Below are 25,383 nucleotides of genomic sequence, written 5' to 3' on the forward strand. Positions count from 1 at the left end.
CTACCCTTTACCACGAGTTCGAGTTCTATGCGGCTTGGCATTCTCTTCAATGAACTTGAAAATTAGCTCGCCCACATCTTTGCCAGTGGCGGTTTCGATTCCTTCTAAACCTGGAGTTGAATTCACCTCCATCACTACTGGCCCAGTGGCCGATTGCAGAATATCCACACCACATACATTCAAGCCCATTACTTTGGCGGCATTCATGGCGGTAGCTCGCTCTTCTTTACTCAAACGAATTAGCTTAGCTGACCCTCCTCGGTGAAGGTTAGAGCGAAACTCGCCTTCGGCACCTTGGCGCTTCATGGCGGCAACGACTTTGCCACCGACGACGAAACAACGCACATCAGCGCCGCCGGCTTCTTTGATAAATTCTTGCACTAAGATATTCGCGTTAAGCCCCATAAACGCTTCGATAATACTCTCAGCCGACTTATTATTCTCTGCCAGTACTACGCCAATACCTTGAGTTCCTTCTAACAGTTTAACTACCAGCGGCGCACCGCCAACGGTTTTAATCAGGTCTTTAATATTGGTCGACTTATTGGCAAAACCGGTACGCGGTAAGCCAACGTTTTTACGTGACAACAGTTGCAACGATCGCAGCTTGTCGCGCGAACGACTAATCGCCACAGACTCATTCACGGAGAACGTACCCATCATTTCAAATTGACGAACCACGGCAGTGCCATAGAAGGTAATCGACGCACCGATGCGCGGAATAACCGCATCATAACGTGGCAACTCTTCACCACGATATCGCACCACTGAACGCGCTTTAGTGATATCCATATAACATTGCAACGTATCGATCACATCAACCTGATGACCACGAGCTACACCGGCCTCAACTAAACGCTTGGTCGAGTACAGTTTTTTATTGCGCGAAAGTATCGCTATTTTCATTAATCATTCCTACTTTAGTTCTCTCCAAGAGAACGGTTCATTGCGCGCCAATAATTGGCCGCGCTACCGAAAACTATAACAGATCGCTTACTAATTGATGTGGTGATTCCATGCTGATAGCTGGTTATAATTAGACAACTAACGCCACCCAACTAACTGAGCGCCCGATCGTGGATTTAAAGATTTTTCTAACCGTATTCTTCGCAGTGTTTATTGCTGAACTCGGCGACAAAACCCAATTAGCCACCATGTTATTTGCGGCCGACAAAGAAGTCAGTAAATGGATGATTTTCTTTGCCGCTAGCGCCGCACTGATTGTGGCAACCGCAATTGGCGTTATTGCTGGCAGTTGGCTGGCTAAATATATCGACGAACGCTATTTGCATCTAATTGCCGGCATCGGCTTTATTGCCATTGGCATCTATACTTTGTTCGGCGTATGGAGCCGCTCTGGAGAAATTAGCTAAAGCACTTAGAATGCTCGGCACAATCACCTTACGGTGAGCAAGACCGAGTTAGTCAGCTGAGCCGCAGTATCATCAACAGTGAAAACACGTGCATGAAAGCGGTGCTCGCCAGCTTCCAGCGGCCATAGATAACGTGTTTCATTGGTCGTCGCGACCAAGCGACCATCGACCCACCATTGCACGCGGGCAACACGCTGTTGCTGATTTAACCGTAACTCGAGAGCCTCACTGTCGTCGGGAATGCGAGGGTCGCGCGCAACCAACATTTGATCGACCGGATGCTCTAAACGATACCTCAGCATTGTCTCAATTGGAGCTTGCGAAGCGGGCAACTTGCCGCGAATAAACCATTCGTCACGCGTCGCACATTGGCCGTCGTCTAATAAACCAGTTTGAATGCAGACTGTTTGCCGCTGGAGGTTACGCGCGATTGGCAACCCACGTGTATCACCTCGTCGATTAAGTTCAGAAAACATCGCCCGCATGGCCAACGCCGGCCCACTGGAACCGGTAATTTCATCCATAGGTGAATTGTCGAGATTACCCATCCACACGCCGACCACATAGCGATGGTTGTAGCCCATCACCCAGGCATCTCTATAATCGGTGGAGGTTCCGGTTTTTACCGCAGTTTGTACAGGCAAATGAAGTGTTCCTCCACGCCCGAATTCACGACGACGAGCATCTGGATCAGACAGTATATTGCCGATCAGCGAGCTCGCCGCATTTGAAAACACTCGAGTGGATTGATTGCTCGACGGTAAAAATGTGGTCTTCAACGGCCGATATTCACCGCCTCGCGCTAAAGTCGCATACGCCGTTGTTAACTCTAGCAAGCTAATCTCCGCATTGCCCAAGGCGATGCCATTGCCGTAGTCTACCGAGCGCAGTGTAAGATTCGTCATGCCTAATTGATTGAACCTATCGAGCAAGGGCTCAACGCCAACATACTGAGCTGTTTTAATGGCCGGAATATTCAATGAATTCCCGAGCGCTTCGCGTACCGATATCGGCCCGTAGTACGTGTTACTGTAATTGCGGTAGGCATGCACACCTTGGCCAACGCCCTCACTCAACGGACTATCATCAATTAACGTCGCGGCTGTCCAGTCCTTCTCCAGCGCCATCGCATACACAAACGGTTTTAACGTCGAGCCAGGCTGTCGTTTTACTTGTACGGTATCGTAAGCGGTTTTTTGCACCTGTTGATTTCCATTGCCTACTGCCCAAACAAGCACTTCGTCGGTTTGGTGGTCAACCACAATCATGCCCGCATTGTTAACCCGCCTGGGCGCTAGATCACGCAAGCGACTGGATAATATATGCTCGGCAAACTGTTGTAGCTCTGTGTCTAAGGTGGTGGGTATTTGATGGTTTTGATTTGCATGCGAGGTGTAGACACGCTGTGCAAAATGCGAAACATCAATCAGTGCCGGCGGTCGTCGCACGGTTAACGCTTGCTGTTTGATTACCGACGGATCAGCTACTAAGTCGGACTCAGCTGCACGGTCGATCAACACATTCAGGCGACCATTAATTCGATCTGTACTCTTGTACAAATCAAAGCGTGATGGCGCGCGAACTAACACTGCCAACGACAGCATCTCTTTTTGACTAAGCGTATGCAGGTCACGGTCGAAATAATAGGTCGCTGCTTGCTGCACACCACGGCGCTGCGCCGCGTAAGGCACTTGGTTAAGATAGAATTCCAAAATCGACGCTTTATCGACCTGTTGTTCCAGTTCGCGAGCCTCCCAGCCTTCAACCCAGCGAGCCCATACGGATCGCGGTCGAGGATGCAGCATACGCACCACTTGTTCGCTAATCGTACTGGCACCGCGAATCCCTTCTAAGGCTAAAATGTTTTGCAACAGCGCATTGAATCGAGCCGACCAATCAATGCCCTTATGCTGGTAGAAACGTTTATCTTCGGCAAGAATAAACGCGTGCTGAAGAAACTCAGGCACCTGATGCAGCGCAACAGTATCGTGCGCATTCCAGTTGTTTTGATAGGTAATGGTCAGCGGACGCCCGGTACGATCCAACAACTGCGGCTTGGTTAATGCCGTTGTGACCGCACTCAAGTTGTTTGGCAAGGGCTGCATCGAGCGAACTGTGAGCACCGCCAACACGCTCATAAAAACAACGCTAGCGAAGGTGCCTAGCAGCACACTGCGCCGCAACCACTTAGCAACTAGCCGCCGACCAAATAGCATGGCCTACTTCACTTTCTCAACTTGCAGACTCGCTGGCACGCCCAATCCATAAACATCGGGGTCATACATTTCCGAGGCCTTGAATGGCATCACCGAGAACTCGCCTCCAGCTATCGCTTGCGCGGTGTAACTAAGATGGTAGTCGCCTGCAGGCAAGTAATCAGAGTAAAAGCGTGCCGAGTTGTGGCGCAGCTCTTTATGATAAAAGCTATATCCGTAACGCCCATACGACTGCCAGCTGTCACGCTGAAACCACCACGAATGCTGCGAAGCAATAAAAGCACCTTTATCTGCATCGACTTCGGATGCGGTCGCTAAATCGCGGTTGACCGGCTCAAGCCCGCCCGGAACGGGGTCATCAATCACCACAAAATGGCGTGCCGTAGGTGTTGAGACAAACAAGTCAACGCGTACTAGCTCGCCTTTTTCAAGTTGCATTGGGCTCTCCAACAAATGCCACCGCCCATCGCGCTCCACCGAGTATTCTCGGTTAATCTCCATGCCGGCATTGACAGCGCTCGCCGCGTCCTCAGTTTTAGCGTATTGCAAACGTACACCGTAATACACACGACCCGTACCCTGTTTGTTAATCGCCACATCTCCCGCTAAATTCGACTCTACCGGCAGAGTCTCGTTAGCTAAGGTAACTGGCGGGTTACGCAGGTCGTCAAAGCGCGTATTGCCAAGATCTTGCACGCCGTATTTGTCAGTATGCAAAGTGACGTCGACCAACATGGCTGGCGGCTCTTTTTCATAAACCCGACTAAACTCCAACAACGCATTCATACAAAATACATTTTCCTGCGTATTCTGCCAATGATCGCGATTACCACGTGTTTGAGTAATTGCTCGCACTTGTTTAAACGGCACGTCACCAATTAGATGCAACAGCTCTGGCGACCCAGCGGTGGCTTGTAGCAAACTACTCAGAATCGCGCAATTACTACGCAACGGCGTATGTAGCATCGCACCGTAATCATTTCCGAGACTTTCATTGAATTGAAATTTTCCGCCCGACTGACTACTAAACGACAGCAGATTCTGACTAAGTTCAGATAGCTCTTCGATAGGTTGCTCTAAGGCCACAGCGGCTTGTAGGAAGTGCGCCTTGCCAAACAAATCCATGCTTGACCAATGTGGCTTATAGCGTGCCAATTCTTGCGCATCTAATTGTCCGCTGGCGGCAAGCGCTGCCAAGGCCACTGCACGTATCGATGAACGCATACCTTGCATGGTTCGTTGCTGATTCGACAAATCACTGTCGTCTCGGCGTAAATAGGTTTTGAGGTATTCGTGCAACCGACTTTCTACTTGTTCTGGTGGCGTATGACCAGCCTTACGCAGCCACACAAAACCCATAGCTGTGTATGCGCTTAAATACGGGCTAACGTAGCGGTTGTCGTTAATCCAATAGGTCATACCCCCATTCGGAGCTTGAAATGACGCGGCGCTAGCGAAAGTATCACTCACCACCTGCTGACTCTCAGGCCAGGTAAGATCGTCATCGAGATAGGCGTTAAGCGACATAAACTGCGCAGCGCCCAGCGACTTACTCAGTCGTTGCTCCCAACAAAAGTATGGGTAGTCGCGCAAATACTCGAATGCACCGTTTAAATTACCCAGAACCGTAGGCGAAATTTGCACGCTCAACCCGCCAACATCAGAGTAAATGCCAGCCGGAAAGGCAATTTTCTCAGACACCGTTTCACCTAAGGTGGTGCCATAAGTTGCCGCCGAAATAAGCGCACGACGTTTGTTCACCGGCACGTGATGCTCGAGAGCGTCTTGGTCTTCTTGATCGCCAGCTTTAGCCATAAATGCGATCTCACCATACTTCGCCGCCGAAACATCCAACCAAACTTGAGTCCGCTCATAGGGCGCCATTGCTAGCGTAACTTGTTTACTCAATGGTGCGCTTAATGCGTCGCCTGCCGCCTTTAGATCAACGGTGATTTGACGCGTTCGACTAGTCCGATTCATAACACTGAAGCCAGCCTGAACTTGGTCGCCCTCGGTTAACTGGTTAGGCATAACCGGTCTCAGCTCGGTCGGTCGATTAACCTTAAACTGTGCATCGCCCAGCCCCATTTGGTCTTCGCTGGTGACGGCCATAACAAAGACACGCCAACCCGTTAGGTTATCTGGCAACTCAAACTCAAACTGCCCTTTACCACGCTTGTCCAACTTGATCGATGGGTTCCAGTAAGCCACAAACTTCATCACATTTCGCAAATCCGGCGCGTCTTCGCCACCGCCGCCACCGCCAGGGTTAGCGCCCTTCTTCTCAAACTTCTGCCGACCCACTAAGCGCATCAATAAATTGTAATTAGACACGCCCAAGGTATCTAAGTGGTTAAACCCAAGGTACGGATCGTAATAGGCTGTACCGCTACGATTTAAATCGAACACAGCTTCGTCGATCACCACCACCGCCGCTTCAATGGGCGTCGCTCGACCGGCCTTGGGTTTCGCGCGCAGGTCAACAACCACTGTTTCACGAGGTCGATACAGCTCACGATCAGACTTAACCTCAACCTCAAGCTGCTTACTATCGTCCACCACTTTGAGCGCAGCATAACCAAGCTTAAACGTAGGTTTGCCCAGATCAACCTGACCGTCACCAAGCGGTTGCGCGACCCGCGGAGAAGTCACCACCACCGACACATAAACACCGGGGTAGTCGTCGGCCTCAATCGGCACCTCAATAATCGGCGTGCTGCCTTGCAATGTTTGCTGCCAATGGCGACGCACACCATAGCGCTCCACAGTGATCAATGCTTGTGCGTCGGGATACGGATTTTTGATCAAAAACTTAGCCGTATCACCGCTCTTGTACGACTCTGCATCAGCAATTAACTCGAGCTGTCTATCATCATCGCCCCAGACCACTTGCCCCTTACCAACCACCCATACTTTAAGCACACTTTGATTCGCGCGCTGCTTTGTGTCTTGAATATTGGCAACAATACGATAGCGCCCTGGCGCAGTTGGCTCAAAATCGCAGCTTAATGCTTGCTCAGTAGAGACCAATTGACAGTCACTCTGCTTGACCCATTCTCTAGAGTATTGAGTGAGATACGCATTACCAGCGCTCTTCACTCTGGCCGCACGAGTAACCTCGTGTTCGATTTGCACCGACACAGCGGTATTCGATACCGGCTGGCCTTTGGCATCGACCACTACCACCTCAACACTGGCTGGCTCTGATACCTTATGTACCCATCGAGTGTTCTTCAAACCGACAAAACGGTTGCGCCCGACATAGTCCGCACTGGCACTACTGGCCACGTACTTGCCACGTTCGTCGCGTACTGCGCTCTCGACCACCAAACGCCCAAAATAGGGAGCGTAGTCGCCCAGCGTAAATTCAGTATTTAATTCACCTTCTTGGCTTACCGGCGCAACACTCTGATGCGCAGTAATGCGGCCACTGTGAACTTGCTTACCAAAGAAGAAACCCTTCGCCGCCGGATGCCTACTCACAAACCGTGTGGGATTGATCATTGCGGTAACACGGGTATCGGCATCAGCATACGGACCTCCGGCATGCATCTTGGCCGCCGTGCTGACCTGTAACGTATCACCGGACTCAAACTGATCGCCATTTAGCTCAGTGCTAACGCGGAACGACGCTGGTGTAAAATCACTTACCAACACACGCATAGGCGCTAGATTGAGATGTGCACCATCTGCCTTAATCGATAAGCGAAACTGGTACCAACCCACTGCGGCAGCTGCATTCGTGTTAAATTCGCCAGCGTAGGAACCAAACTCAGAGAGCGTTAAGTCGGAGATTTTTTCAACTACTTGGTCTTTGGGATCCACCACTTCTAGCGTGTACTCACCTGCAGGCGGCGCTACCCAATGATCATTACTTTGGTTGCGCACATAGAGCTTGTATTGAATTGTATCGCCCGCTTTATAAATACCTTGAGCGGTGGTGCCCCATGCATGGGTATAACTGTTTTTGCGCTGCATGTGCGGCCATACATCGCTCCAAGCAGAATAATTATAATCAACCGGCAACACCGCAAAGTCATCTCCTTTAGACACTTTGAGCATTAGCCGATCATGGCGATAGTTACCTGCGCCCAACCAGCGAAGCGTCGGATCCACCGCTAACTGGCCTGGCAGCACCGCAACTCCGTGCCGATCGGTTTTAACCGTCGGAGCTGAATCATTGTCAAGCTTCTTGCCATTAACGAAAGGACTAATTGACTGATAGTTATCGACCTCGATACGCAGCGATGCATTGGCTACCGGTTCACCGGTTGCTAAATCCGTAACCCAGGCGATCGACTTAAAATGCCCCAATTTCAGATGCACCTGGAACGGCGTTACCTGCGAGACAAAGCGTGGCACATAATTGGTGAGGCCTGGCTCGCTCGCCTGAGCAGTCAATTCACCAACCACAATGCCAGACTCGCCGTTAAGCATTTCACGAACGCCCAGTGGCACGGCATAGGCAATATCTTCAACCACAGGCAGCGGCTTCTCGTACTGTTGGTTAGCGCTGTGCTCAGTCGCAGTGGTCTTTGAATAACCGTTGACTACGAGCTTGTCCAAATTGGTGACCGTAACGGGCAATTCCGTGTCTAAGGTCTTCTCAAACACCGAATGCTGATGATCTAAATGGAGCCGCGGCGTGCGATGTGCAGTTAGAAAACTCATGTCCATCGAACTCGGCAATGCGCGCCCCAGCTCGTCCAGCAAGTTCTCATTTGACGTTAGTCGGTACTGCTCGAAGGCCTTAAGCACTTCCGGCAGCATCATTCGGTATGGCCGCGTGTCGGCATAATTGAACCGGCGCTTGAAGAAATATCGCAATTGATATTCATCTTGACGCGCTGCCCACGGGTCATAGTCGACCAAACCACCAGCCAAATCCGGCGTAACCGTCAGCGCTAATTTAGCGGTGGCATAACTAACCGGCGTGCTAAACAATAGTGACGCACTGGATAGAGGCTGACACTCAGGCAGGTCAGCGAATATCTTTTGCTTGCTCTCGGCATCACGCAACAAGGTCTGTGTTGTGTGTGTTGGCGCCACCACCACGTTCTCGTTCGAGTCCTTCTGACGACACTCTACGCCCACAAAACTGAACTCTGGCAGTGAACGAAATTGATGTACTTGCATGTCAGAGCTGCCGGTACGATTACCCCAGATTGACGTCAAGCCGGCGTGTAGCCTCAGTGTAATTGGCGTGTCAACTGGCAGGTCTTTTGAAGGCACCAAATACCAGGTACTACGAGCATAATCGAAGGCATTACGACGCGAGTCCAGCTCTGCAACGACCTCAGACGTATCGGGTTCTTCGGCCACTGCTCGCCCTAGACTGCGGGTCTGCTCAAACTCAGCATCACTGGTGGTTCGCAGATGGAAGGAGCCCCGCAGCGAGTTATGCAATTCTGGTGCAACTAAGGAAATACTTTGGCTACCGGTCCATAAAGACAATAACCGCAGCACCGAAGAACGCGTAACCGGTTGATTAAAACTAACCTGCATCACCGGTCGGCCAGCATCGACCCATTGGTGGAGATATACCCGCGAAACAGCTGGTCGAATAGTAGTAAATTCAAAGGTCTGAGGAGATGACATCGCGTCACCAGCAACGGTAGTGATGCCCGGGTTAACCGTAATTAAATAGCGCGTCGCCAAACGCAGCTGATCCCGTTTTTTTAACTGACACGCAAGCGAACTGGTATCCAACCACAACCATTCGCAGTTGACCGCAGGTTGAAACGTAATTGGAATACTCGCCGACTCACGCTGCATGTCGCCCACCGGCACCACCGGCTGATTGAATTTAAAAACAACCTGACGATTGGATATCGGCACTTGCTCACCATGCGGCGTCACTCTTAGTAATGAAAGCATCTCATTACGCTGATTAAAATCAGCTGAGTCATATGCTAACTGAGCATATGTTGGAGCCACTATAAAAAGCAGTACAAGTATGAGTAACCGGCCAGTATCCATTCGTCGTCTCATCGATTCAGTCTCGTTTTTAGAATTAGTTGGTAGTTCATTTACGCTATGTAGTATGCGAGCCTACACGTCATCGCTTGATGGGGATTGTGTGAAATTTCCGTGACCTGCCCCAGCATCAGCGTTCAAGTGATAGAAATCCCAGCATTACGGCACACCTTCACCGGTGGAAGCCACCCAAATTCGGTACCACTGATCTCGGCTTAGGGTTAATTTAATCGAATCAATAGCGGATTGAATGCGATCGATATTGCCACTGCCAAGAACCACTACTGGCCGACTTGGCAGCTGTCTTACCCACGCATAGATAACTTGATCGATGGAACTCGCGCCGAGCTCGTCACTGATTGCTTCCAGCTCTTTGCGCACGCGTCTTGCGGATTGTTCTAAGGCAGTGAAAATTCTGCCACCAGCTAAGCTCGACCAAGCCATCGGCCGTACACGAACCTGCTGCAAATAGTCCAAGGTACCGTCGGCTATCGACTCTAGATGCAATGGGTTTAACTCAATCTGATTAGTTATTAACGACCCATCTAAACGCGATTGCAACAACTGAAACTGACTACTAGTGAAATTTGAAACCCCAAAATGGCTCACTTTGCCAGCCACCTGCAACTGCTCAAAAGCACGCGCAACCGCGTCGGCATCCATCAGCCAATCAGGGCGGTGTATCAATAAGGCATCTAGATGATCGACGCCTAGGCGACGTAATGAGGTTTCCACCGACTCAATGATCGCGCCCACACTGGAGTCATAGTGATTAACGCTAGGTCCATTTGGCGCCACTAATTCGATACCACATTTAGAGACTATCTCAATTTTATCTCGCAGCGCCGGCGCCAACTTCAAAGCACGCCCAAACATCTCCTCACAGCTCGGGTTGCTGCCATAAACATGGGCATGATCCACCGTGGTAATACCCAACTCAAGGTGCTGCTCGAGAAAACCCAAATGCTGCTGGTCGGTTCGCTCCCAATCGCCCATGCGCCAATAACCGAGCACTAACTCAGAAAAGCTTGGCCCACTCGGCGACATCTGTACGCGTGCTAATTTACTCATAATTTTGCTCTATCTATTCCACCAAGCGCCAATAGTACCGCACCTGACAAAACAATCGGAATCCCTCGATTGAGTATCTCGGCGGATTATTTAAATAACCTAGCTGGACGTCGCTAGGCTTCCGTTTTAAGCTTGCTCTCCCCTGACCACAATTTACAAGAGAATATTTATGAATCATTGGATCAATAAGATTGCCGTGGCAGTCGTCATGCTATTTAGCCTAAGCGCGTGCATCGAGGAACGTGTTGTGGTTAAGGTTAAAAAAGACGGTTCTGGCTTGGTCGAGCACTACTCATATAATAACGTTGAAGATGCCATGGGCGGCTTCTTATCTGGACTAATGGATGAGCAAGGCATGGAAGGTGCCGGTGACGCTATCGATCAAAAAGTTAAAAACGAATTTGACGATCAATACTTTGAAGATTTCGCACGCGAGATGGGCGAAGGCGTCTCGGTTGAAAAATACGAACTAGGCAATAATGAGATCGGCATGAAAGGCTACCATGCTACGTATGCGTTTGATGACATCAATAAAATTGCCGTCAAAATGCGTGAAAGCTTAGGCGAAGGCGACGACGATGCACAAGTCTCTGATCAAAAAGAAGCGCTTACTCAGGTTCCTGATTTCTCGATGAAAGATGGCGTCCTACTGATCAAAATCCCACATGAGTTTGACACCAACGACGCACCAACCGATGACGATATGGAAAACATGCCACCACAAATGCTTGGCATGATGGCGGCTATGTTTCAAGGCATGCGCATTGCGGTTAGCGTTGAAGGTATCGATGACATCAAAGAAACCAATGCGATTCACCGCGACGGCAACACGGTGGTGTTAACCGACCTACGCATGGACAAATTGATGGGCAATATGGAAGGCCTCAAGAAAATGCAAACCTTAGGCTCACTGCCACGTGATGAAATGCAAGCTATGGCTAATGAGACCGATGGCATCGATGTCGACATGCAAGAGCAAATCGTTATTCGATTCTAAAGCATGCGCCCCGCTGGAGTGACTGACTCTCGGCGGGGTATTGATGGATTGCTAGCCGCCCATAACCCAATGATCAGCATTCATCAGGGTACCTTGATTATGAAATAGTGTAAGCCGCCGGTTGACTAGGAAATGTCGCGGTTCGTAAAAACGTATTTGGCTATGTCTAGCAAAACACACCTCCAATTCTAACTAGACTGAATCTCGATACCGAGGTTTGGCGAATACTCAACACAGAGTTCGAAAGTCGCTGACCTTCCTTGCCTTATCGATTACAAGTTTGAGCAAAAGATAGCCTCCAAACTTCTGACAAATCGTCGATATTAACCGTCACCACTTTCTCCGTCACAAACAAACAACCGCAATCCTTGGCGTTTTTCCAACAGGAAAGCATAGTTCATCACCGTCGAATTCAAAGTCATAGTCGAAGGTATTTAATGCGCCGGTGTAGCCGTAAACGTAGAACCAGTACACACCTGACTCGCTGGCGCTGAATTCGATTGACTCCTGATTATCGGCGCTGTCTGAAATTGCAATCGTATTCGATAGATCCTTTTTGGCAATTAGTCTCAGATCAAGGTCTCCGTCGCCGTGTGTGAAAAAGATGCTGGCGGTTACCCTCTGGCCTTTCTTCAATTCAACTTCGAATACATATTGTTGGCTGGCGGTAGCAATTTCCAGCCCACTTTCATTGGTGTTTTGGCTTATTTTGTCGATGCGAATATGCTCCAAAGCCCCCATATCGGCAAGGTCATTGAATGGTGCTAGGTTGTCGTAATCTTGCCCAACACGAACTCCTCGTTGGTCTTGATAGGTCGCCCTCACTGAGACTGAATCAATCGCATCGCTTCCCGGCAGCAGATCATGGGTCAGCGTTGGGCCGCCGTTATCGCCAAGAGGAGCTAGGTTAGCTATTCCATTTGTTACATTACCATTGGCCCCGTCGGCCGCGCCACAGGCATTGCTACTTGTGCCTTGAAACAAATTAAATTGCACTGAAACTGTGGAGGTACCAAACTCATTGCTAGTGCAATCCGGTCCGGCATGCCCAGTGAAAATGTTGCCCGTCAAAAAAACAGGGTGGTCGAGAGAGGAAACCAAAATGCCGCTGGTATTACTAGCAAAGGTATTATGAAAGATATTGATCGTTGAGGTGCCGAAATTACCAACGTACATAGCTCCCCCAGCCGCTTGTAAGGACATCGGGAGCGTATTATTACTAAAGGTGTTGCTGCTTAGCCTTAGGCTGCCAAAAGCGCCCTGCAAACTCGCGTAAACACCACCGCCGCCAAAGAGGCTCGAGTTGGTTGTTGAGCCTATGCCTAATGCGCCTATGACATTGTCTGCTATTAGGTTGCGTTGTAGATTTAAATTGCTCTCGCCATTATAGATGCCGCCGCCGCGCCCAGGTTGTCCGTTCTCTCCGCTGCCATGGCGAGCATTGCCACCATCACCAGTCCGGTTGCCGACGATGCTACTTTCGAATACATTTAGGGTGGCGTTATTCATTAGCGCAATTCCGCCACCAGCGCCACCATTGCGACCGTGCCCCAAGATCACATCAATGCCATTACCGGTTGTATTGCCACTTATTGTGGAACGATTGATGGTTAAGGTGCCGAGGTTCAAAATACCGGCTCCCGGCACACCGTAATCGGCATCACCACCATTCTCAGTATAGCCATTACTGATGGTTAAATCGTTGATGGTGACATTCGCCCCGTTAGCGATTTCTAAAATTCTGAACCGCGGAGCCGTATCACTACGTGTGATGGTTGCGCCATTACCATTAATTACGATGTTCGTATCAAGTTTTTGTAAGGCCAAATTTGAGTCGAAGCCACTAAACTCCTCGGTCTCCAGCGTGTAGACACACCCTGAGGCCAGCTCCAAGGTGTCATCTCCCGCTGTGAGTTCAGCGCTACTGATTGCTTCTGCTAAACCGCCCACCTCGTTCACATTGCAGGCCGCACGGCGTTCGCCATCACACAAAGACTTAAGGACACTAAGCTTGAGAGCACCGCAGTAGAAGCCGCTTGTAGCAGCACGAATGTATACTTGACCATGACCCATCCTTTAATTCTTTTATTAATCATTGATGTTTGATACGCCGTCAAATCCTTAGAGCGCCCCGTAGAACGAATGCCGTAACGCAGAAGACCCTAAACATTCACCGTAGCCTAACCAGACTGAAGGCCGTGAACCGAGCTATAGCAAACGTCTCGGACACGCTACCCACCGCCACGCTTATTGTTGCGATATCGGCTGCGAATATGGACGCGCCACTAACGCTTCTCTATGGGACTAAAGTCGCTTTACTTAACTAATATTCTAGCGGTTGCGCACAATATCGGACGACTAAGGTGTCAGTGTGTCCCCGTATTTAGCCCACTCGGATACTCACTTGCTTAACCGAAGCTATACGGGACGGGCTAATCCGGTATGCTAAGCGTTTACTTCAATAGCTAATGACCAACGACCGAACTAATGAACATCAAACAACTAGCACTGGTCGCACTGATAATCTCTATTATCGCGTGCTACTTTATATTCGGTGGTGAGGAGTTACTAAGCCCTAACTACTATCAAGCTATGTATCGAGATTCGCCATTGACGACCGCGCTGGTGTTCTTTGCTATCTATGTAGTGAGCACCGCTATTTCACAGCCGTCTAGTGCCATTCTGTCGATTGCCAGCGGCATCATCTTTGGTCGTGTGATAGGGTTACCAATGGCACTTTTTGCTTGTTCACTTGGCGGCACTTTGGCATTTTTATCGTCGCGCTACTTACTCCACGATTTCATTGAAAAGCGCTTTTCCGCGCCCTACCAAAAGGTCAACCGTGGCGTTCAAAAAGATGGCGCCTTTTATGTGTTCAGTCTGCGTATGGTGCCAGTCATCCCCTTCTGGCTGTTAAACCTACTAATGGGACTCACTAAAATGGACACTAAGCACTTTTTCTTTGCAACACTACTCGGCATGTTACCGATAACCGCCATATTAGTGCATTTTGGCGCCGAGTTAGGTGCTATTGAAAACTACACCATGTCCGCCATATTTAAGCCAAAGATGATAATCGCCTTAGTATTACTAGCCCTGCTACCGTTTGTCGCGCGCTGGCTACTCAAACAAATAACAAGCCGCTACCAAGCCGAGCATGAAACTAGTCAATAGAGCACGCTTAACAACCGCCTATAAGGCGCAGACTAGTAACGCGGCGAAATCGCTTAAGCCTCCGATAAATTTAGCTGCTGGGACTCACTAAACGCCGCAGATCAACTCCGCTAGGAGTTTGGAACACACGCAAATCAAATTCACCAACCACAGCTAATAAATGATCGAAAATATCAGCTTGAATAGCCTCATAGTTGACCCAGTTTTTGTCCGAACTAAACGCGTAGATTTCAATTGGTATACCGGCCTCGGTTGGCGCTAATTGGCGAGCCATGACGGTTAAGTCTTGGTTGATATCGGGGTGGTTCTTTAAGTATGCCAACACATACGCACGGAAAGTGCCGATGTTAGTTAAGCGCCGACCATTGGCCGAAGAGTCAAGCGTGATGTTGGACTTCTCATTGTAAGCCTGGACCTCAGCCAGCTTCTTATCGATATACTCGGTGATGTAGTTGATCTTTCGGTATCGATTCAGTGCCTCTTCGTCACAAAATCTGATCGAGTTGACGTCAATGAAAATGGAACGTTTAATTCGTCGCCCGCCGGACTCTTGCATGCCACGCCAGTTTTTGAACGAGTCGTTAATCAAACTCTGAGTCGGCACGGTGGTGATGGTGTTATCAAAGTTTTTGACCTTAACCGTAGTCAGGCCAATCTCAAGGATGTCACCACTTGCTTGATGTTGTGGAATGTCTACCCAGTCGCCAATGCCGACCATACGATTTGAGCTTAGCTGTAAACCGGCGACAAACCCCAATATTGGATCTTTGAACACCAACATTAAAACGGCGGTCATCGCGCCTAAACCAGCAAAGAGCTTAAGCGGTGATTCACCAATTACCAAAGCGGCAACGACGATAATCGCGAATAGATAGGTCACTAACTTGGCCACTTGGGCAAAGCTCTGTATTGGTAATTGACGAGAAATATCTACCGCATAATAGATATCGAGCAGGGAATTGATGAGCGCATCCACAATCATCACGACCATCCACACCATATAGATCGCTGCCAATGTAACGATCATTTGACTCAATGCAGGATACGCACTCAGTGCCACCGGAGTTAGCTTGTAGACTAAAAATGCAGGAACCAAGTACGCCACTCGACTGAACACTTGGTGCTTAATCAAAATGTCGTCTAAGTTCGATTTAGTCTTCGTTATCAACTTAGTGATCAAACGAAGAAGAATGTACTTAACCAGATAGAACGAAATAACCGCGAGTACAGCTATCACCACCATAGTGATACTACTCGTCAATAGGCTCTCATAGCCTGCGGTACCGGGTATTTTCGTTACCCATTGCTGAATAAATTGATGCATATTTTTATAAAAAAGATTATTAACATGTCGGCCGCTGGACCAAAATAATCGAAGCGCCAAGGTTAACTGAACAATGAATAGGTAATCACACTCTAAAATTAAACAAGGAGTGGGCCGACCTATTCGTTAAGGTCTAATAGTAACAACTAGAACACCCAGTTAATCAACTGTTTGCGAGAAACATAAGATACCCGCCAATCCTGCTCTGTTAACAACGCCCACCCAATGGCGTTTCAACACCACCAAGGTTTTCGCAATTGAACGGTTCGAACCGCATTTCCACAAACACCGCCCGCTCGGAGATCCAGATCGACGCCTAGCCGACTCAAGCTTCAAGAGCCTTTTACTTTTAAAAAATAAATAATAACTTGATTTAACCTTGACCACTCAAGTATTAATCAAATATAGTTTGGCCACGTTGAACGAGCATAATCAATTAACATGAAAACTCCCCCACAACCCATTGGCCTATTTTCCAATTTACAACATGAGCATGGTTTCGAATCGATTCCAGTTACCGGCGACATAGCAGACGTAAACGGCACCTTATATCTGAATGGCTGCGGTATCTTTGAACAATTTGGCCAACGCTATGACCATATCTTTGAATGCGACGGTGCTATAACCGCGGTTCGGTTTGATAACGGCAAAGTTTATTCCGCATCTAAAATCATTAAGAGTGAAGGCTTACTCGAAGAACGTAAAGTTGGCCGGCATCTAGGCAGCTTTGCGGCCGCGTGGCCCACTCGATTTAAAAGAATGCTGTTCGGCGGGCGGAAAAATACCAGCAATACCAATGTAATGCCGTGGCAAGGAAAATTGTATGCATTGAATGAGGCAGGTAAGCCCGTTGAGATAGACCCTGATACACTAAATACCGTGGGCGAAACCAGCTTCCAGAGCACTATTAAGGGATCTTTTTCTGCCCATCCACACAGAATCGAATCACGCAAAAGTTTATTCAACTATGGTCTGACCTACGGCAAACAAACAAAATTAACAGTTTATCAGTTACCGGATGTCGGTGATGCATCAGTGCTGTGTGAAATTCCTCTCGCGCACCCAGTAATGTTGCATGATTTTATCGTGACGGAAAATCACCTAATCTTTTTCATTCCGCCGGCAAAGGTTCGAGTCTTCAGAATGTTGTTGGCGCTCAAACCATTTCAGAAAAACATAGCTTGGTCACCTGAAGCGGGTACCGAAATTATTATCGTGCCGATCGACCAGCCAAAGAATATTAAGCGATTCCATACTGACTCGTTTATGGTATTTCACTTTGCCGGTGCATTTGAACAAGATAACCGACTGTTTGTCGACTACGTTTGGTATCCAGATAGCGCACTGTTAGGTGCATTAGGCGACGGAACCAAAGTGTCATGGAACGAGTTAGATTCGCAAGTGCATGGCAAACTTCATCGAGGCGTAATCGATCTCGAATCCTTACATTTTGAATCCAGCCCACTTTGGGATGGGAATTGTGAATATCCACAGGCTTCAACTAAGAGAGTGGCCGGAAGATACAACGACATTTGGATGCAAAGTAATGAAGAAATACACGGGCAATTGATATTTAGGCTATCTAAGTTATCCAGCGACGGTCAGCTTAAACACATCCCTATGGACATCGGTCAAATTTGCCTAGAACCCGTTTTAATAGAGGGAGAGCAGAACTATATTGCGTCTATGGTTTTTGATTCAAACACACAGCACAGCCAATTGTTCATTATCAATAGCGACACCCTGGAGGTCACCGCTAAAATTCAGATGAAACAGGCTATTCCGCTTACCTTCCATGGCTGCTGGATAGACTCTCAATGAGAGTACCGTTGAATATCAGATATCTGAACTTCAGCCCTGTAAACTAGCTGCAGGGCGATACTCTCAAGCTCTAAAAGGATGACATCCTGAAGACTATACGTTAAATCGAAAATGAACTACGTCACCGTCGTGCATTACGTACTCTTTGCCTTCTAATCGAAAACGGCCGGCTTCTTTAGCACCTTGCTCGCCGCCGTATTGATTGTAGTCCGCATAGCTCACTGTTTCAGCACGAATAAAACCGCGTTGGAAATCAGTATGAATTACGCCTGCCGCTTGCGGTGCGGTATAACCTACGCGAATCGTCCACGCGCGGACTTCCGTTTTACCGGCAGTGAAGTATGTCTGTAAACCTAGCAACGCGTAGCCAGCCCGAATAACTCGATCGAGACCGGGCTCTTCCTGGCCAATCTCCGACAAAAATTCGGTTTTCTCATCGTCTTCAAGCTCGGCGATTTCGGACTCTAGCGCTGCACAAATTACCACAACGTCTGCGCCTTCTTTGTCGGCGATACCCATAACGGTATCCAGATGTGGATTATTCTCAAAACCAGATTCGTCAACGTTCGCAATGTACATAGTTGGCTTAGCCGTCATCAGACATAGCGGCTTTATCAGCACTTTTTCATCTTTGTCTAAATCCAAACCGCGCACTGGCTCGCCGGTATCGAGGTGTGCGAACACCCGCTCCAACACGGCTTTTAATTTAATTTGCTCTTTATCACCCGACTTAGCACGCTTACCGGCACGTTCAATCGCCTTGGCAACGGTATCCATATCGGCTAGCGCTAATTCAGTATGAATCACTTCAATATCCGAAGCTGGGTCTACTTTGCCGGCGACGTGAATAACGTTCTCGTCATTAAAACAACGTACTACATGTGCAATGGCATCAACTTCACGGATGTTGGCTAAGAATTGATTACCCAAGCCTTCACCTTTTGACGCACCTTCTACCAAACCAGCAATATCGACGAACTCCATAGTCGCGGGGATTGTCTTATTTGGCGCAGCTAACTCAGTCAAACGTTGCAAGCGAGGATCCGGCACCTCGACAATACCTACATTAGGTTCAATGGTACAAAAAGGATAGTTCTCGGCCTGAATACCGGAGTTAGTCAACGCATTAAACAGAGTCGATTTACCTACGTTGGGTAACCCCACGATGCCACATTTAAATCCCATATCAGTAATTCCTATCAGCGCTTACTTAGCAAGCGTTGTATGCAGTTCATTCATTGCACGTGGGAAATCTCCCTGCACAATTAATTCCAAAACACGCAAGCTCTCGGCAATTGCGTGCTCAATTTTTGTTTGGTCATCACGATTAGCTTGCTTTAAGACATAGGCAGCCACATCGCGTCCAACACCCGGGTGACCAATACCGAGCCTCAGTCGAGCGAAATCTTTAGAGCCACACATTTGAGCAATATCACGCAGCCCATTATTGCCACCGTGACCACCACCCAGCTTTAAACGTGCGACACCTGGGTCCAAGTCCAACTCATCGTGCACCACTAAAATTTCAGCTAGATCAATTTTATAATACTGTGTAGCGGCTACCACCGCCTTGCCACTCAGATTCATAAAGGTATCAGGCGCAAGTAGTCGAACTTCTTGCCCCGCGATAACCGCTTTACCACTACGGCCAAAGCATTGCTTGTCAGCCTTTAAGCTAATGCCTAACTGCTCACACAAACTATCCAAAAACAAAAACCCGGCGTTGTGCCGGGTTTTTGCATACTTTTCGCCCGGATTGCCTAAACCGACAATCAGTTTGATCGGCGATGAAGTCATCCGAATTACTCTTCGGAATCGCCCTTAGCGGCGTCAACAGCATCTTCACCAGCAACATCAGCATCTTCATCTTCTTCAGATTGCGGCTTCTTCGGTGCCAATACAGCAGCAACCGGCAATTCAAGATCAGCCTCTTGAACCGTTGGTGCAAACTGAACGCCTGCTGGTAAGGTGATTTCACCAAGGTGTACAGATTCACCTAGGCCTAGACCTGACACGTCTACCTCAACGTACTCAGGTAGATCACTACCCAAACAGGTGATGTCTACAGAAGTCATGTTGTGCGTCATAATACCACTGTCAGTTTTCACACCTGGAGCGTCTTCTTCGCCTTTGAAATGCAACGGTACAGTCATTGAAATTGTATCTTTACGACTTACGCGCTGGAAATCCAAATGCATAATTTGTTGTTTAAACGGATGCATTTGAACGTCACGCAAAATCGCGCGCTGCAAATCATCGCCAACATGCAATTGAACCAATGCGGAATGGAAAGCTTCAACATCTAACTGATGAATCATTTTATTATGATCTACCAGCAAGTATTGCTCATCTTCTCCACCGCCATAGACCACCACGGGCACTTTACCTTCACGACGTGAACGACGTGATGCTGCAGTACCAGATCCGGTTCTTACTTCAGCTTCTACTATAAAATTAGCCATTACTTTATCTCTAAAATAAAACTGAGCGTCACTTCTACAGTACGCTCAGCGTTTCCAAAAACACATCGGCATCATTACCTAAATGCGTGTACAACGTTTGCTGGGGAACGGCCTCTGGGCTATTCCTCGTCAACAAACAACGAACTCACCGAATCACTAACTGTAATTCGACGAATCGATTCTCCCAACAAGTGCGCAATCGACAATTGTCGGATCTTGTCACTCGCGGCGGCGGCATCAGACAATGGAATGGTGTTGGTGACAACCACTTCGTCCATGCTTGATGCATTAATACTGTTCACTGCCTCACCCGATAGAACGGCATGAGTACAATAGGCGCGAACGGCGATCGCGCCTTGCTCTTTAAGCGCATCGGCGGCTTTGCAAAGCGTATTGGCGGTATCGACCATGTCATCAATAAGTACACAGCTACGGCCGTCGACCTCACCAATAATATTCATTACCTTAGCCACATTGGCTTTAGGTCGGCGTTTATCAATAATGGCTAAATCCACATTGAGTCGTTTGGCTAAAGCACGGGCCCGAACCACACCACCGACGTCAGGTGACACCACTATCATCTTATCGGTGCCTAAACTGCGAATATCATCCAATAACACCGGCGACCCATAAATATTGTCGGTCGGGATGTCGAAAAAGCCTTGAATTTGGTCTGCATGTAGATCCATCGTCAGCACACGATCAGCACCGGCAGTACTAATCATCGACGCAATGAGCTTGGCACTGATTGGAACACGCGAGTTTCGTGGACGTCGGTCTTGTCTGGCATAACCGTAATACGGCATGACAGCAGTAATTCGATTTGCCGATGAGCGATTACACGCATCAATCATCAACAGCAGTTCGATAAGGTTTTTATGACTCGGAGCGCAAGTAGGTTGAATGATAAAGACATCTCGGCCTCGTACATTCTCTTGAATCTCAACGGTGATCTCACCATCACTAAACTGTTCTACGCGGGCTTTTCCGAGAGGAACCTTCAGATAGTCAACCACCTGAGCCGATAGCTCTGGGTTTGCGTTACCGGAAAAAACAAGCAGATTATCGATCGCCACGGTGACCTCGTTCTCTTAAGTAAGGATGATGCTTTTCAGGCTCGAAATGATATCAGACCGAGAAATGGAACATAACCGCCTAGCCTTTTAGAACTAGTATCTATAATTAGGACTTATAAACAGCGACTACATTTCTAATACTGTAACGACTACTTCTTGTGTGAATGTTGAATTAAATCAACAAACTGCACGTAACACGTGCATGAGATAAATCGCGCTTGGATGGCTGGGGTGGAAGGATTCGAACCTTCGAATGCCGGAATCAAAATCCGGTGCCTTAACCACTTGGCCACACCCCAGTGTCATTTGCATCCAAATACGAGCAAGCTCGCAAACCTCTCACTACATTAGCGTCCTTTGCCGATTACGCCGGTACATCATACCGTGCGTAAATAATGATAGCTGCCGGAGTTTATCCTTCTTCTATCAATAAAGGGTGAAAATTCATCCCCTTGGCAACGAAACCTAAAGAGTTTCGAGGCTTATTAGCCAGAATATCAAGCCCTTGCTGTTGTGAATCAAGCGGTAAAAAAACTGATCCGCCGGATCCACTCATGCGTGGACTGCCATACTGACTAAGCCACTCGAGAAGATAATTCACTTCGGGGTATTCCGCTCGAACGATTGGTTCAAGTTGATTTACTCCTTGTGAAAACAACGCGTCAATTGAAACAATTTCGGCGTCTTTCTCGAGAGCGCGTATTTTCTTCATATGAGGGGTCGCTGTCAAATGTTTATTCGAAAAAATTTGCGCTGTTGACACCGATATATTCGGGTTCAGTACTAAATACCATGGTTGACGCAAATTAATCGCTGACAATTGCTCACCAACACCCTCTGCCCACGCAGCTCGCCCATAAATAAATACCGGCACATCGGCGCCTAATTGAAGACCAAGCTCAGCCAACTTGTCGCGCGTTAGCCCTACATTCCACAACTGATTAAGGGCAATTAGCACAGTCGCCGCATCGGAGCTCCCACCGCCCAAACCACCCCCCATCGGTAAACGCTTAAGCAAATCGATTATCACACCGCAGTCATCGGCAGCGAATTGTTTTAAAAGTAGCGCCGCTCGTAAACATAAATCCGACTCAACCGAGAACCCGAAATCGTAGTTTCGACGCACTTCGCCGTCTTGCGTGATATCGAAAGTCAGCTCATCGCCATAGTCGAGAAACTGAAATACCGTTTGTAATTCGTGATATCCGTCAGAACGCTTGCCAACGACATGCAGCATTAAATTTATTTTCGCTGGGGCGGGCCAAACCAATCGCGACAAAGTCGGCGAATTAACTATTGCGACCATTTCCAGCCTTTTGTAACGAGTCTCACCACGACCTGCTTGCCATTACGTAGTGATTTTGTAGCTATCAACTTGCGCGGCAAACTGTGCTCAGCATGATATGGCTGATACGAAGACCACTGAATAGACCAACCAAGTTGTTGCAATAGCGCTACCTGCCCCGACTCATCCACTTGGTAACGATAGCTATGCTGCGGATTAGGAATCGCGAATAGCCAATAAGTGAGCGCTTCAATCGGAATCGGCCAGCCAACAATTTCAGTTAACAACTTTTCAGCACTGTTGCCGCGATGCACATTACCCTTGTTGTCGCTTAATACCACACCAAATTGGTCGAATTGAATCTTGACCGCTCCCGCACCCAATGGCCCGAACAACCTGACTTCATGTGATTCATCGCCATACCGCCAAATTAAATTGGCTTGTTCGTTAGCACGCGGAGTCTTTACGCCGACCTTGGCCTGATACTGCCAATTATTGAGTTCTAAGAACAACCGTGTTGGCTCCGCAAAACGACTAGCATCAGATAACCATTCACGGCCAACTCCATCCATGTCAGGCTTGGGAACACTGGTACACGCACTCACAGTAAGAACCAAACCAATTAGCCAGCAATAGCGCATCCACATAACAACTTACCTTAGGCTACTCAGCTGACGCTGCCGCATTGGGAAACCGTATACCATAACGCTCTAGGGTTTTATTCAACACTGGATTATTGCTGTCCTGCTTGAATGACTCTTCCCAGACCTGAGTGGCGCGCTCGGTTTCGCCAGACTCCCATAACACCTCACCTAAGTGCGCAGCTATTTCGATTTCAGGACTTGCCGCGTAAGCTTGCTGCAAATAGTCAATGGCCTCGGCATATTCTTGCATGCGATACAGAACCCACCCCATACTGTCTAAAATATGCGCGTCTTTGGGGCGCATTTGCAAGGCTTGCTGGATTAACTCACGGGCTTCTTCATAACGATCTGTTTGATCAGCCAATGTGTAACCAAGCGCATTTAGCGCGTTTGCATGATCCGGCTGGATCTCGATAACTCTGCGAAAGTCTTGCTCAGCCAACTCCACTCTATTCAACTCAGCGGTCACTAATGCTCGAGCGTAGAGCAACTCAACGCTCTCGGGCACGTACAAGATAGCTTCATTGATATATCCCAGCGCCTCTTCATACCGCAAAGCCCGCATCAACAAGAAATTTCGAGTCTCTACCAACTCCAGCCATTCCTCCGAGCTGGTCGGCTCAATCGACCATAACGCATCTATCGCTGCATCAACGCCCTGAGTTTCGTAACGCATATTGGCGGCTTGAATACTGGCTCGGAACAACAAGTCCTCACGTCGAATCTCACTAAACAACCGTTCGGCAGTAATATATTGCTCTTGACCAACGGCAAGTCGCGCCAGCGACCAACGCACATCATCATCTTGAGGGTATTCCTGCATAGCACGCTTGTAGTGCTTAATCGCTCGATCGGGCTGCCCCAAGGCCTCCGCCAACGCACCGGCATATTGCAATGCGCCATTATTGTTTGGTGCATCTTGCAACACTTCTAATATGAGCTGGTAAGCACCTTGATAGTCCTTGCCGCGTGCCAGCTCGGCCGCATGATTAATCCGCATCGCAACGGATTTTGGATTGGCCTCAACAAACTCAGCGACAAACTCAGAGCGCTGCTCAGTCTTGCCTTGGGCATACAGCAAATTAGCCTTCATCTGAGCCGCCAAATCCCAACTAGGCCGCATCACTAGAGCCTTAGCAACCCACGCCTCGGCCGCTTCATAAAGGTCAAACGACTCGGCAACATAGGCTGAGCTCAGCAACACTTGCGCAGAGTCGGGATATTGCTCTACCAAATAGCTAGCAATCGCAAATCCAGACACATCATTCTTCTGCCGAACCAGAAGCGCCGCCAGCTGTTTTACATAGTCATCCATCTGCCGATGCTGTGCCTGCTTTTCAATCGCCTGGATCGCCTCACCGGTCTCGCCCGCCCCCACTAATGACAACAGATACATATTTTGCGCATCTTCACTGGCTGGCTTTAGCTCCACCCAAAGCCGGCCTCCGGCAGCTGCAGTGACGTAATCGTCATTGCGCAAAGCAAGCATCGTTGCCAATCTTGCCACTCGGAAGTCGCCACTTGACCGCGCAACATCTAGTGCATTGAGTGTTGCCTGATCCCACTGACCGGTAAACGAAGCGAGGTTCGACAACAATAATTTTTCCAAGGTATCCGCATCAAGATCCTGCATTGGCAAATCAGGATCGCTCGCAAGCTCCGCGTCCGACACCACTTCAATCTGATCAGCATTCAATCCAATCACCGCGTCAGGACTTACACCTGACGGCCCGCTCCCTGAGCTGGCACAGGCTCCGACAAGGCTAACCGACACCATACACATCAGTATCTTGCCGAGCAGATAAGGCGAAGCGCTACGTTGGTAAAAATTTGTCATCCGGAACTCATGGGTACTCTTACGTCTGAATAGAACGCGCACTAAATACGCGCAAAGTGGAAATGCGAAAATCAGCATACCGTCATTATATACTTAACTTTATCAGGCCGAGTAACTACAATCTTCA

General features: G+C 48.6%; 17 protein-coding genes and 1 tRNA gene. 4 read left to right on the forward strand and 14 right to left on the reverse strand.

Features of this window, described 5'->3' with window-relative positions; all coding sequences use genetic code 11:
• Entirely contained in the window at positions 1-906 is a 906-nt protein-coding gene (gene rimK, locus DFR28_RS00655; protein ID WP_113952376.1) for a 30S ribosomal protein S6--L-glutamate ligase, read from the reverse strand.
• Between the two features lie 170 nt (positions 907-1,076).
• Here rimK and DFR28_RS00660 point away from each other — a divergent pair, with 170 nt between their 5' ends.
• A complete protein-coding gene (locus tag DFR28_RS00660) occupies positions 1,077-1,373 on the forward strand; it encodes a TMEM165/GDT1 family protein (RefSeq protein WP_113952377.1) in 297 nt (98 codons plus the stop codon).
• Between the two features lie 23 nt (positions 1,374-1,396).
• On the opposite strand, the gene DFR28_RS00665 is transcribed toward DFR28_RS00660, so the two are convergent.
• The 3 genes from DFR28_RS00665 to DFR28_RS00675 form a co-directional block, all read right to left on the reverse strand.
• On the reverse strand, positions 1,397-3,589 hold the full coding sequence (locus tag DFR28_RS00665; RefSeq protein ID WP_113952378.1) for a transglycosylase domain-containing protein: 2,193 nt from the start codon (positions 3,587-3,589) through the stop codon (positions 1,397-1,399).
• Between the two features lie 3 nt (positions 3,590-3,592).
• On the reverse strand, positions 3,593-9,580 hold the full coding sequence (locus DFR28_RS00670; protein WP_113952379.1) for an alpha-2-macroglobulin family protein: 5,988 nt from the start codon (positions 9,578-9,580) through the stop codon (positions 3,593-3,595).
• Between the two features lie 144 nt (positions 9,581-9,724).
• Positions 9,725-10,636 carry an aldo/keto reductase gene (locus DFR28_RS00675; protein WP_113952380.1) on the reverse strand — a complete coding sequence of 304 codons (912 nt, stop codon included), beginning with the start codon at positions 10,634-10,636 and terminating at the stop codon, positions 9,725-9,727.
• Positions 10,637-10,805: 169 nt separating this feature from the next.
• Between DFR28_RS00675 and DFR28_RS00680 the strand changes: the two genes are divergently transcribed.
• Complete coding sequence (locus DFR28_RS00680; RefSeq protein ID WP_113952381.1) at positions 10,806-11,633, forward strand: hypothetical protein; 828 nt, start codon at positions 10,806-10,808, stop codon at positions 11,631-11,633.
• Positions 11,634-11,978: 345 nt separating this feature from the next.
• Here DFR28_RS00680 and DFR28_RS00685 read toward each other — a convergent pair whose 3' ends face one another.
• Positions 11,979-13,706 (reverse strand): PPC domain-containing protein, encoded by a 1,728-nt coding sequence (locus DFR28_RS00685; protein WP_113952382.1) that lies wholly within the window; start codon positions 13,704-13,706, stop codon positions 11,979-11,981.
• A 414-nt stretch (positions 13,707-14,120) separates the two neighbouring features.
• Here DFR28_RS00685 and DFR28_RS00690 point away from each other — a divergent pair, with 414 nt between their 5' ends.
• Positions 14,121-14,807, forward strand: coding sequence for a TVP38/TMEM64 family protein (locus DFR28_RS00690; RefSeq protein ID WP_113952383.1), 687 nt, complete (start codon positions 14,121-14,123; stop codon positions 14,805-14,807).
• Positions 14,808-14,877: 70 nt separating this feature from the next.
• On the opposite strand, the gene DFR28_RS00695 is transcribed toward DFR28_RS00690, so the two are convergent.
• Positions 14,878-16,131 (reverse strand): mechanosensitive ion channel family protein, encoded by a 1,254-nt coding sequence (locus tag DFR28_RS00695; RefSeq protein ID WP_113952384.1) that lies wholly within the window; start codon positions 16,129-16,131, stop codon positions 14,878-14,880.
• Between the two features lie 441 nt (positions 16,132-16,572).
• Between DFR28_RS00695 and DFR28_RS00700 the strand changes: the two genes are divergently transcribed.
• On the forward strand, positions 16,573-17,952 hold the full coding sequence (locus DFR28_RS00700) for a carotenoid oxygenase family protein (protein WP_113952385.1): 1,380 nt from the start codon (positions 16,573-16,575) through the stop codon (positions 17,950-17,952).
• Between the two features lie 93 nt (positions 17,953-18,045).
• Here the strand turns inward: DFR28_RS00700 and ychF are convergent, their stop codons facing one another.
• The 8 genes from ychF to DFR28_RS00740 all read right to left on the reverse strand — a co-directional run bounded on the left by ychF (position 18,046) and on the right by DFR28_RS00740 (position 25,256).
• Entirely contained in the window at positions 18,046-19,137 is a 1,092-nt protein-coding gene (ychF, locus tag DFR28_RS00705; RefSeq protein WP_113952386.1) for a redox-regulated ATPase YchF, read from the reverse strand.
• 21 nt (positions 19,138-19,158) lie between these two features.
• Positions 19,159-19,749, reverse strand: a complete 591-nt coding sequence (gene pth, locus DFR28_RS00710) for an aminoacyl-tRNA hydrolase (RefSeq protein WP_113952387.1) — start codon at positions 19,747-19,749, stop codon at positions 19,159-19,161.
• 5 nt (positions 19,750-19,754) lie between these two features.
• Positions 19,755-20,414 (reverse strand): 50S ribosomal protein L25/general stress protein Ctc, encoded by a 660-nt coding sequence (locus DFR28_RS00715; RefSeq protein ID WP_113952388.1) that lies wholly within the window; start codon positions 20,412-20,414, stop codon positions 19,755-19,757.
• 119 nt (positions 20,415-20,533) lie between these two features.
• A complete protein-coding gene (locus DFR28_RS00720; RefSeq protein WP_113952389.1) occupies positions 20,534-21,490 on the reverse strand; it encodes a ribose-phosphate pyrophosphokinase in 957 nt (318 codons plus the stop codon).
• Positions 21,491-21,713: 223 nt separating this feature from the next.
• Positions 21,714-21,789, reverse strand: a tRNA-Gln gene (locus DFR28_RS00725).
• 113 nt (positions 21,790-21,902) lie between these two features.
• Positions 21,903-22,796, reverse strand: coding sequence for a 4-(cytidine 5'-diphospho)-2-C-methyl-D-erythritol kinase (gene ispE / locus DFR28_RS00730; RefSeq protein WP_113952390.1), 894 nt, complete (start codon positions 22,794-22,796; stop codon positions 21,903-21,905).
• Complete coding sequence (lolB, locus tag DFR28_RS00735) at positions 22,784-23,422, reverse strand: lipoprotein insertase outer membrane protein LolB (protein ID WP_113952391.1); 639 nt, start codon at positions 23,420-23,422, stop codon at positions 22,784-22,786. Before lolB ends, ispE begins: the two co-directional genes overlap by 13 nt.
• Positions 23,423-23,438: 16 nt before the next feature.
• The gene (locus DFR28_RS00740) at positions 23,439-25,256 is read right to left on the reverse strand and encodes a tetratricopeptide repeat protein (RefSeq protein ID WP_170131918.1); all 1,818 of its coding nucleotides are present in this window, start codon (positions 25,254-25,256) and stop codon (positions 23,439-23,441) included.
• Positions 25,257-25,383 lie beyond the last annotated feature (127 nt).

It is taken from the genome of Arenicella xantha, from assembly GCF_003315245.1.
Classification (GTDB): domain Bacteria; phylum Pseudomonadota; class Gammaproteobacteria; order Arenicellales; family Arenicellaceae; genus Arenicella; species Arenicella xantha.

Bases quoted from the DNA above. Each gene is read 5' to 3' on its own strand.
- DFR28_RS00685 (WP_113952382.1), bottom strand. From the start codon at position 13,706: ATGGGTCATGGTCAAGTATACATTCGTGCTGCTACAAGCGGCTTCTAC.
- ispE (WP_113952390.1), bottom strand. From the start codon at position 22,796: ATGGTCGCAATAGTTAATTCGCCGACTTTGTCGCGATTGGTTTGGCCC.
- pth (WP_113952387.1), bottom strand. From the start codon at position 19,749: ATGACTTCATCGCCGATCAAACTGATTGTCGGTTTAGGCAATCCGGGC.
- DFR28_RS00700 (WP_113952385.1), top strand. From the start codon at position 16,573: ATGAAAACTCCCCCACAACCCATTGGCCTATTTTCCAATTTACAACAT.
- DFR28_RS00690 (WP_113952383.1), top strand. From the start codon at position 14,121: ATGAACATCAAACAACTAGCACTGGTCGCACTGATAATCTCTATTATC.
- rimK (WP_113952376.1), bottom strand. From the start codon at position 906: ATGAAAATAGCGATACTTTCGCGCAATAAAAAACTGTACTCGACCAAG.
- DFR28_RS00675 (WP_113952380.1), bottom strand. From the start codon at position 10,636: ATGAGTAAATTAGCACGCGTACAGATGTCGCCGAGTGGGCCAAGCTTT.
- DFR28_RS00665 (WP_113952378.1), bottom strand. From the start codon at position 3,589: ATGCTATTTGGTCGGCGGCTAGTTGCTAAGTGGTTGCGGCGCAGTGTG.
- DFR28_RS00670 (WP_113952379.1), bottom strand. From the start codon at position 9,580: ATGAGACGACGAATGGATACTGGCCGGTTACTCATACTTGTACTGCTT.
- ychF (WP_113952386.1), bottom strand. From the start codon at position 19,137: ATGGGATTTAAATGTGGCATCGTGGGGTTACCCAACGTAGGTAAATCG.
- lolB (WP_113952391.1), bottom strand. From the start codon at position 23,422: ATGTGGATGCGCTATTGCTGGCTAATTGGTTTGGTTCTTACTGTGAGT.
- DFR28_RS00740 (WP_170131918.1), bottom strand. From the start codon at position 25,256: ATGACAAATTTTTACCAACGTAGCGCTTCGCCTTATCTGCTCGGCAAG.
- DFR28_RS00715 (WP_113952388.1), bottom strand. From the start codon at position 20,414: ATGGCTAATTTTATAGTAGAAGCTGAAGTAAGAACCGGATCTGGTACT.
- DFR28_RS00695 (WP_113952384.1), bottom strand. From the start codon at position 16,131: ATGCATCAATTTATTCAGCAATGGGTAACGAAAATACCCGGTACCGCA.
- DFR28_RS00680 (WP_113952381.1), top strand. From the start codon at position 10,806: ATGAATCATTGGATCAATAAGATTGCCGTGGCAGTCGTCATGCTATTT.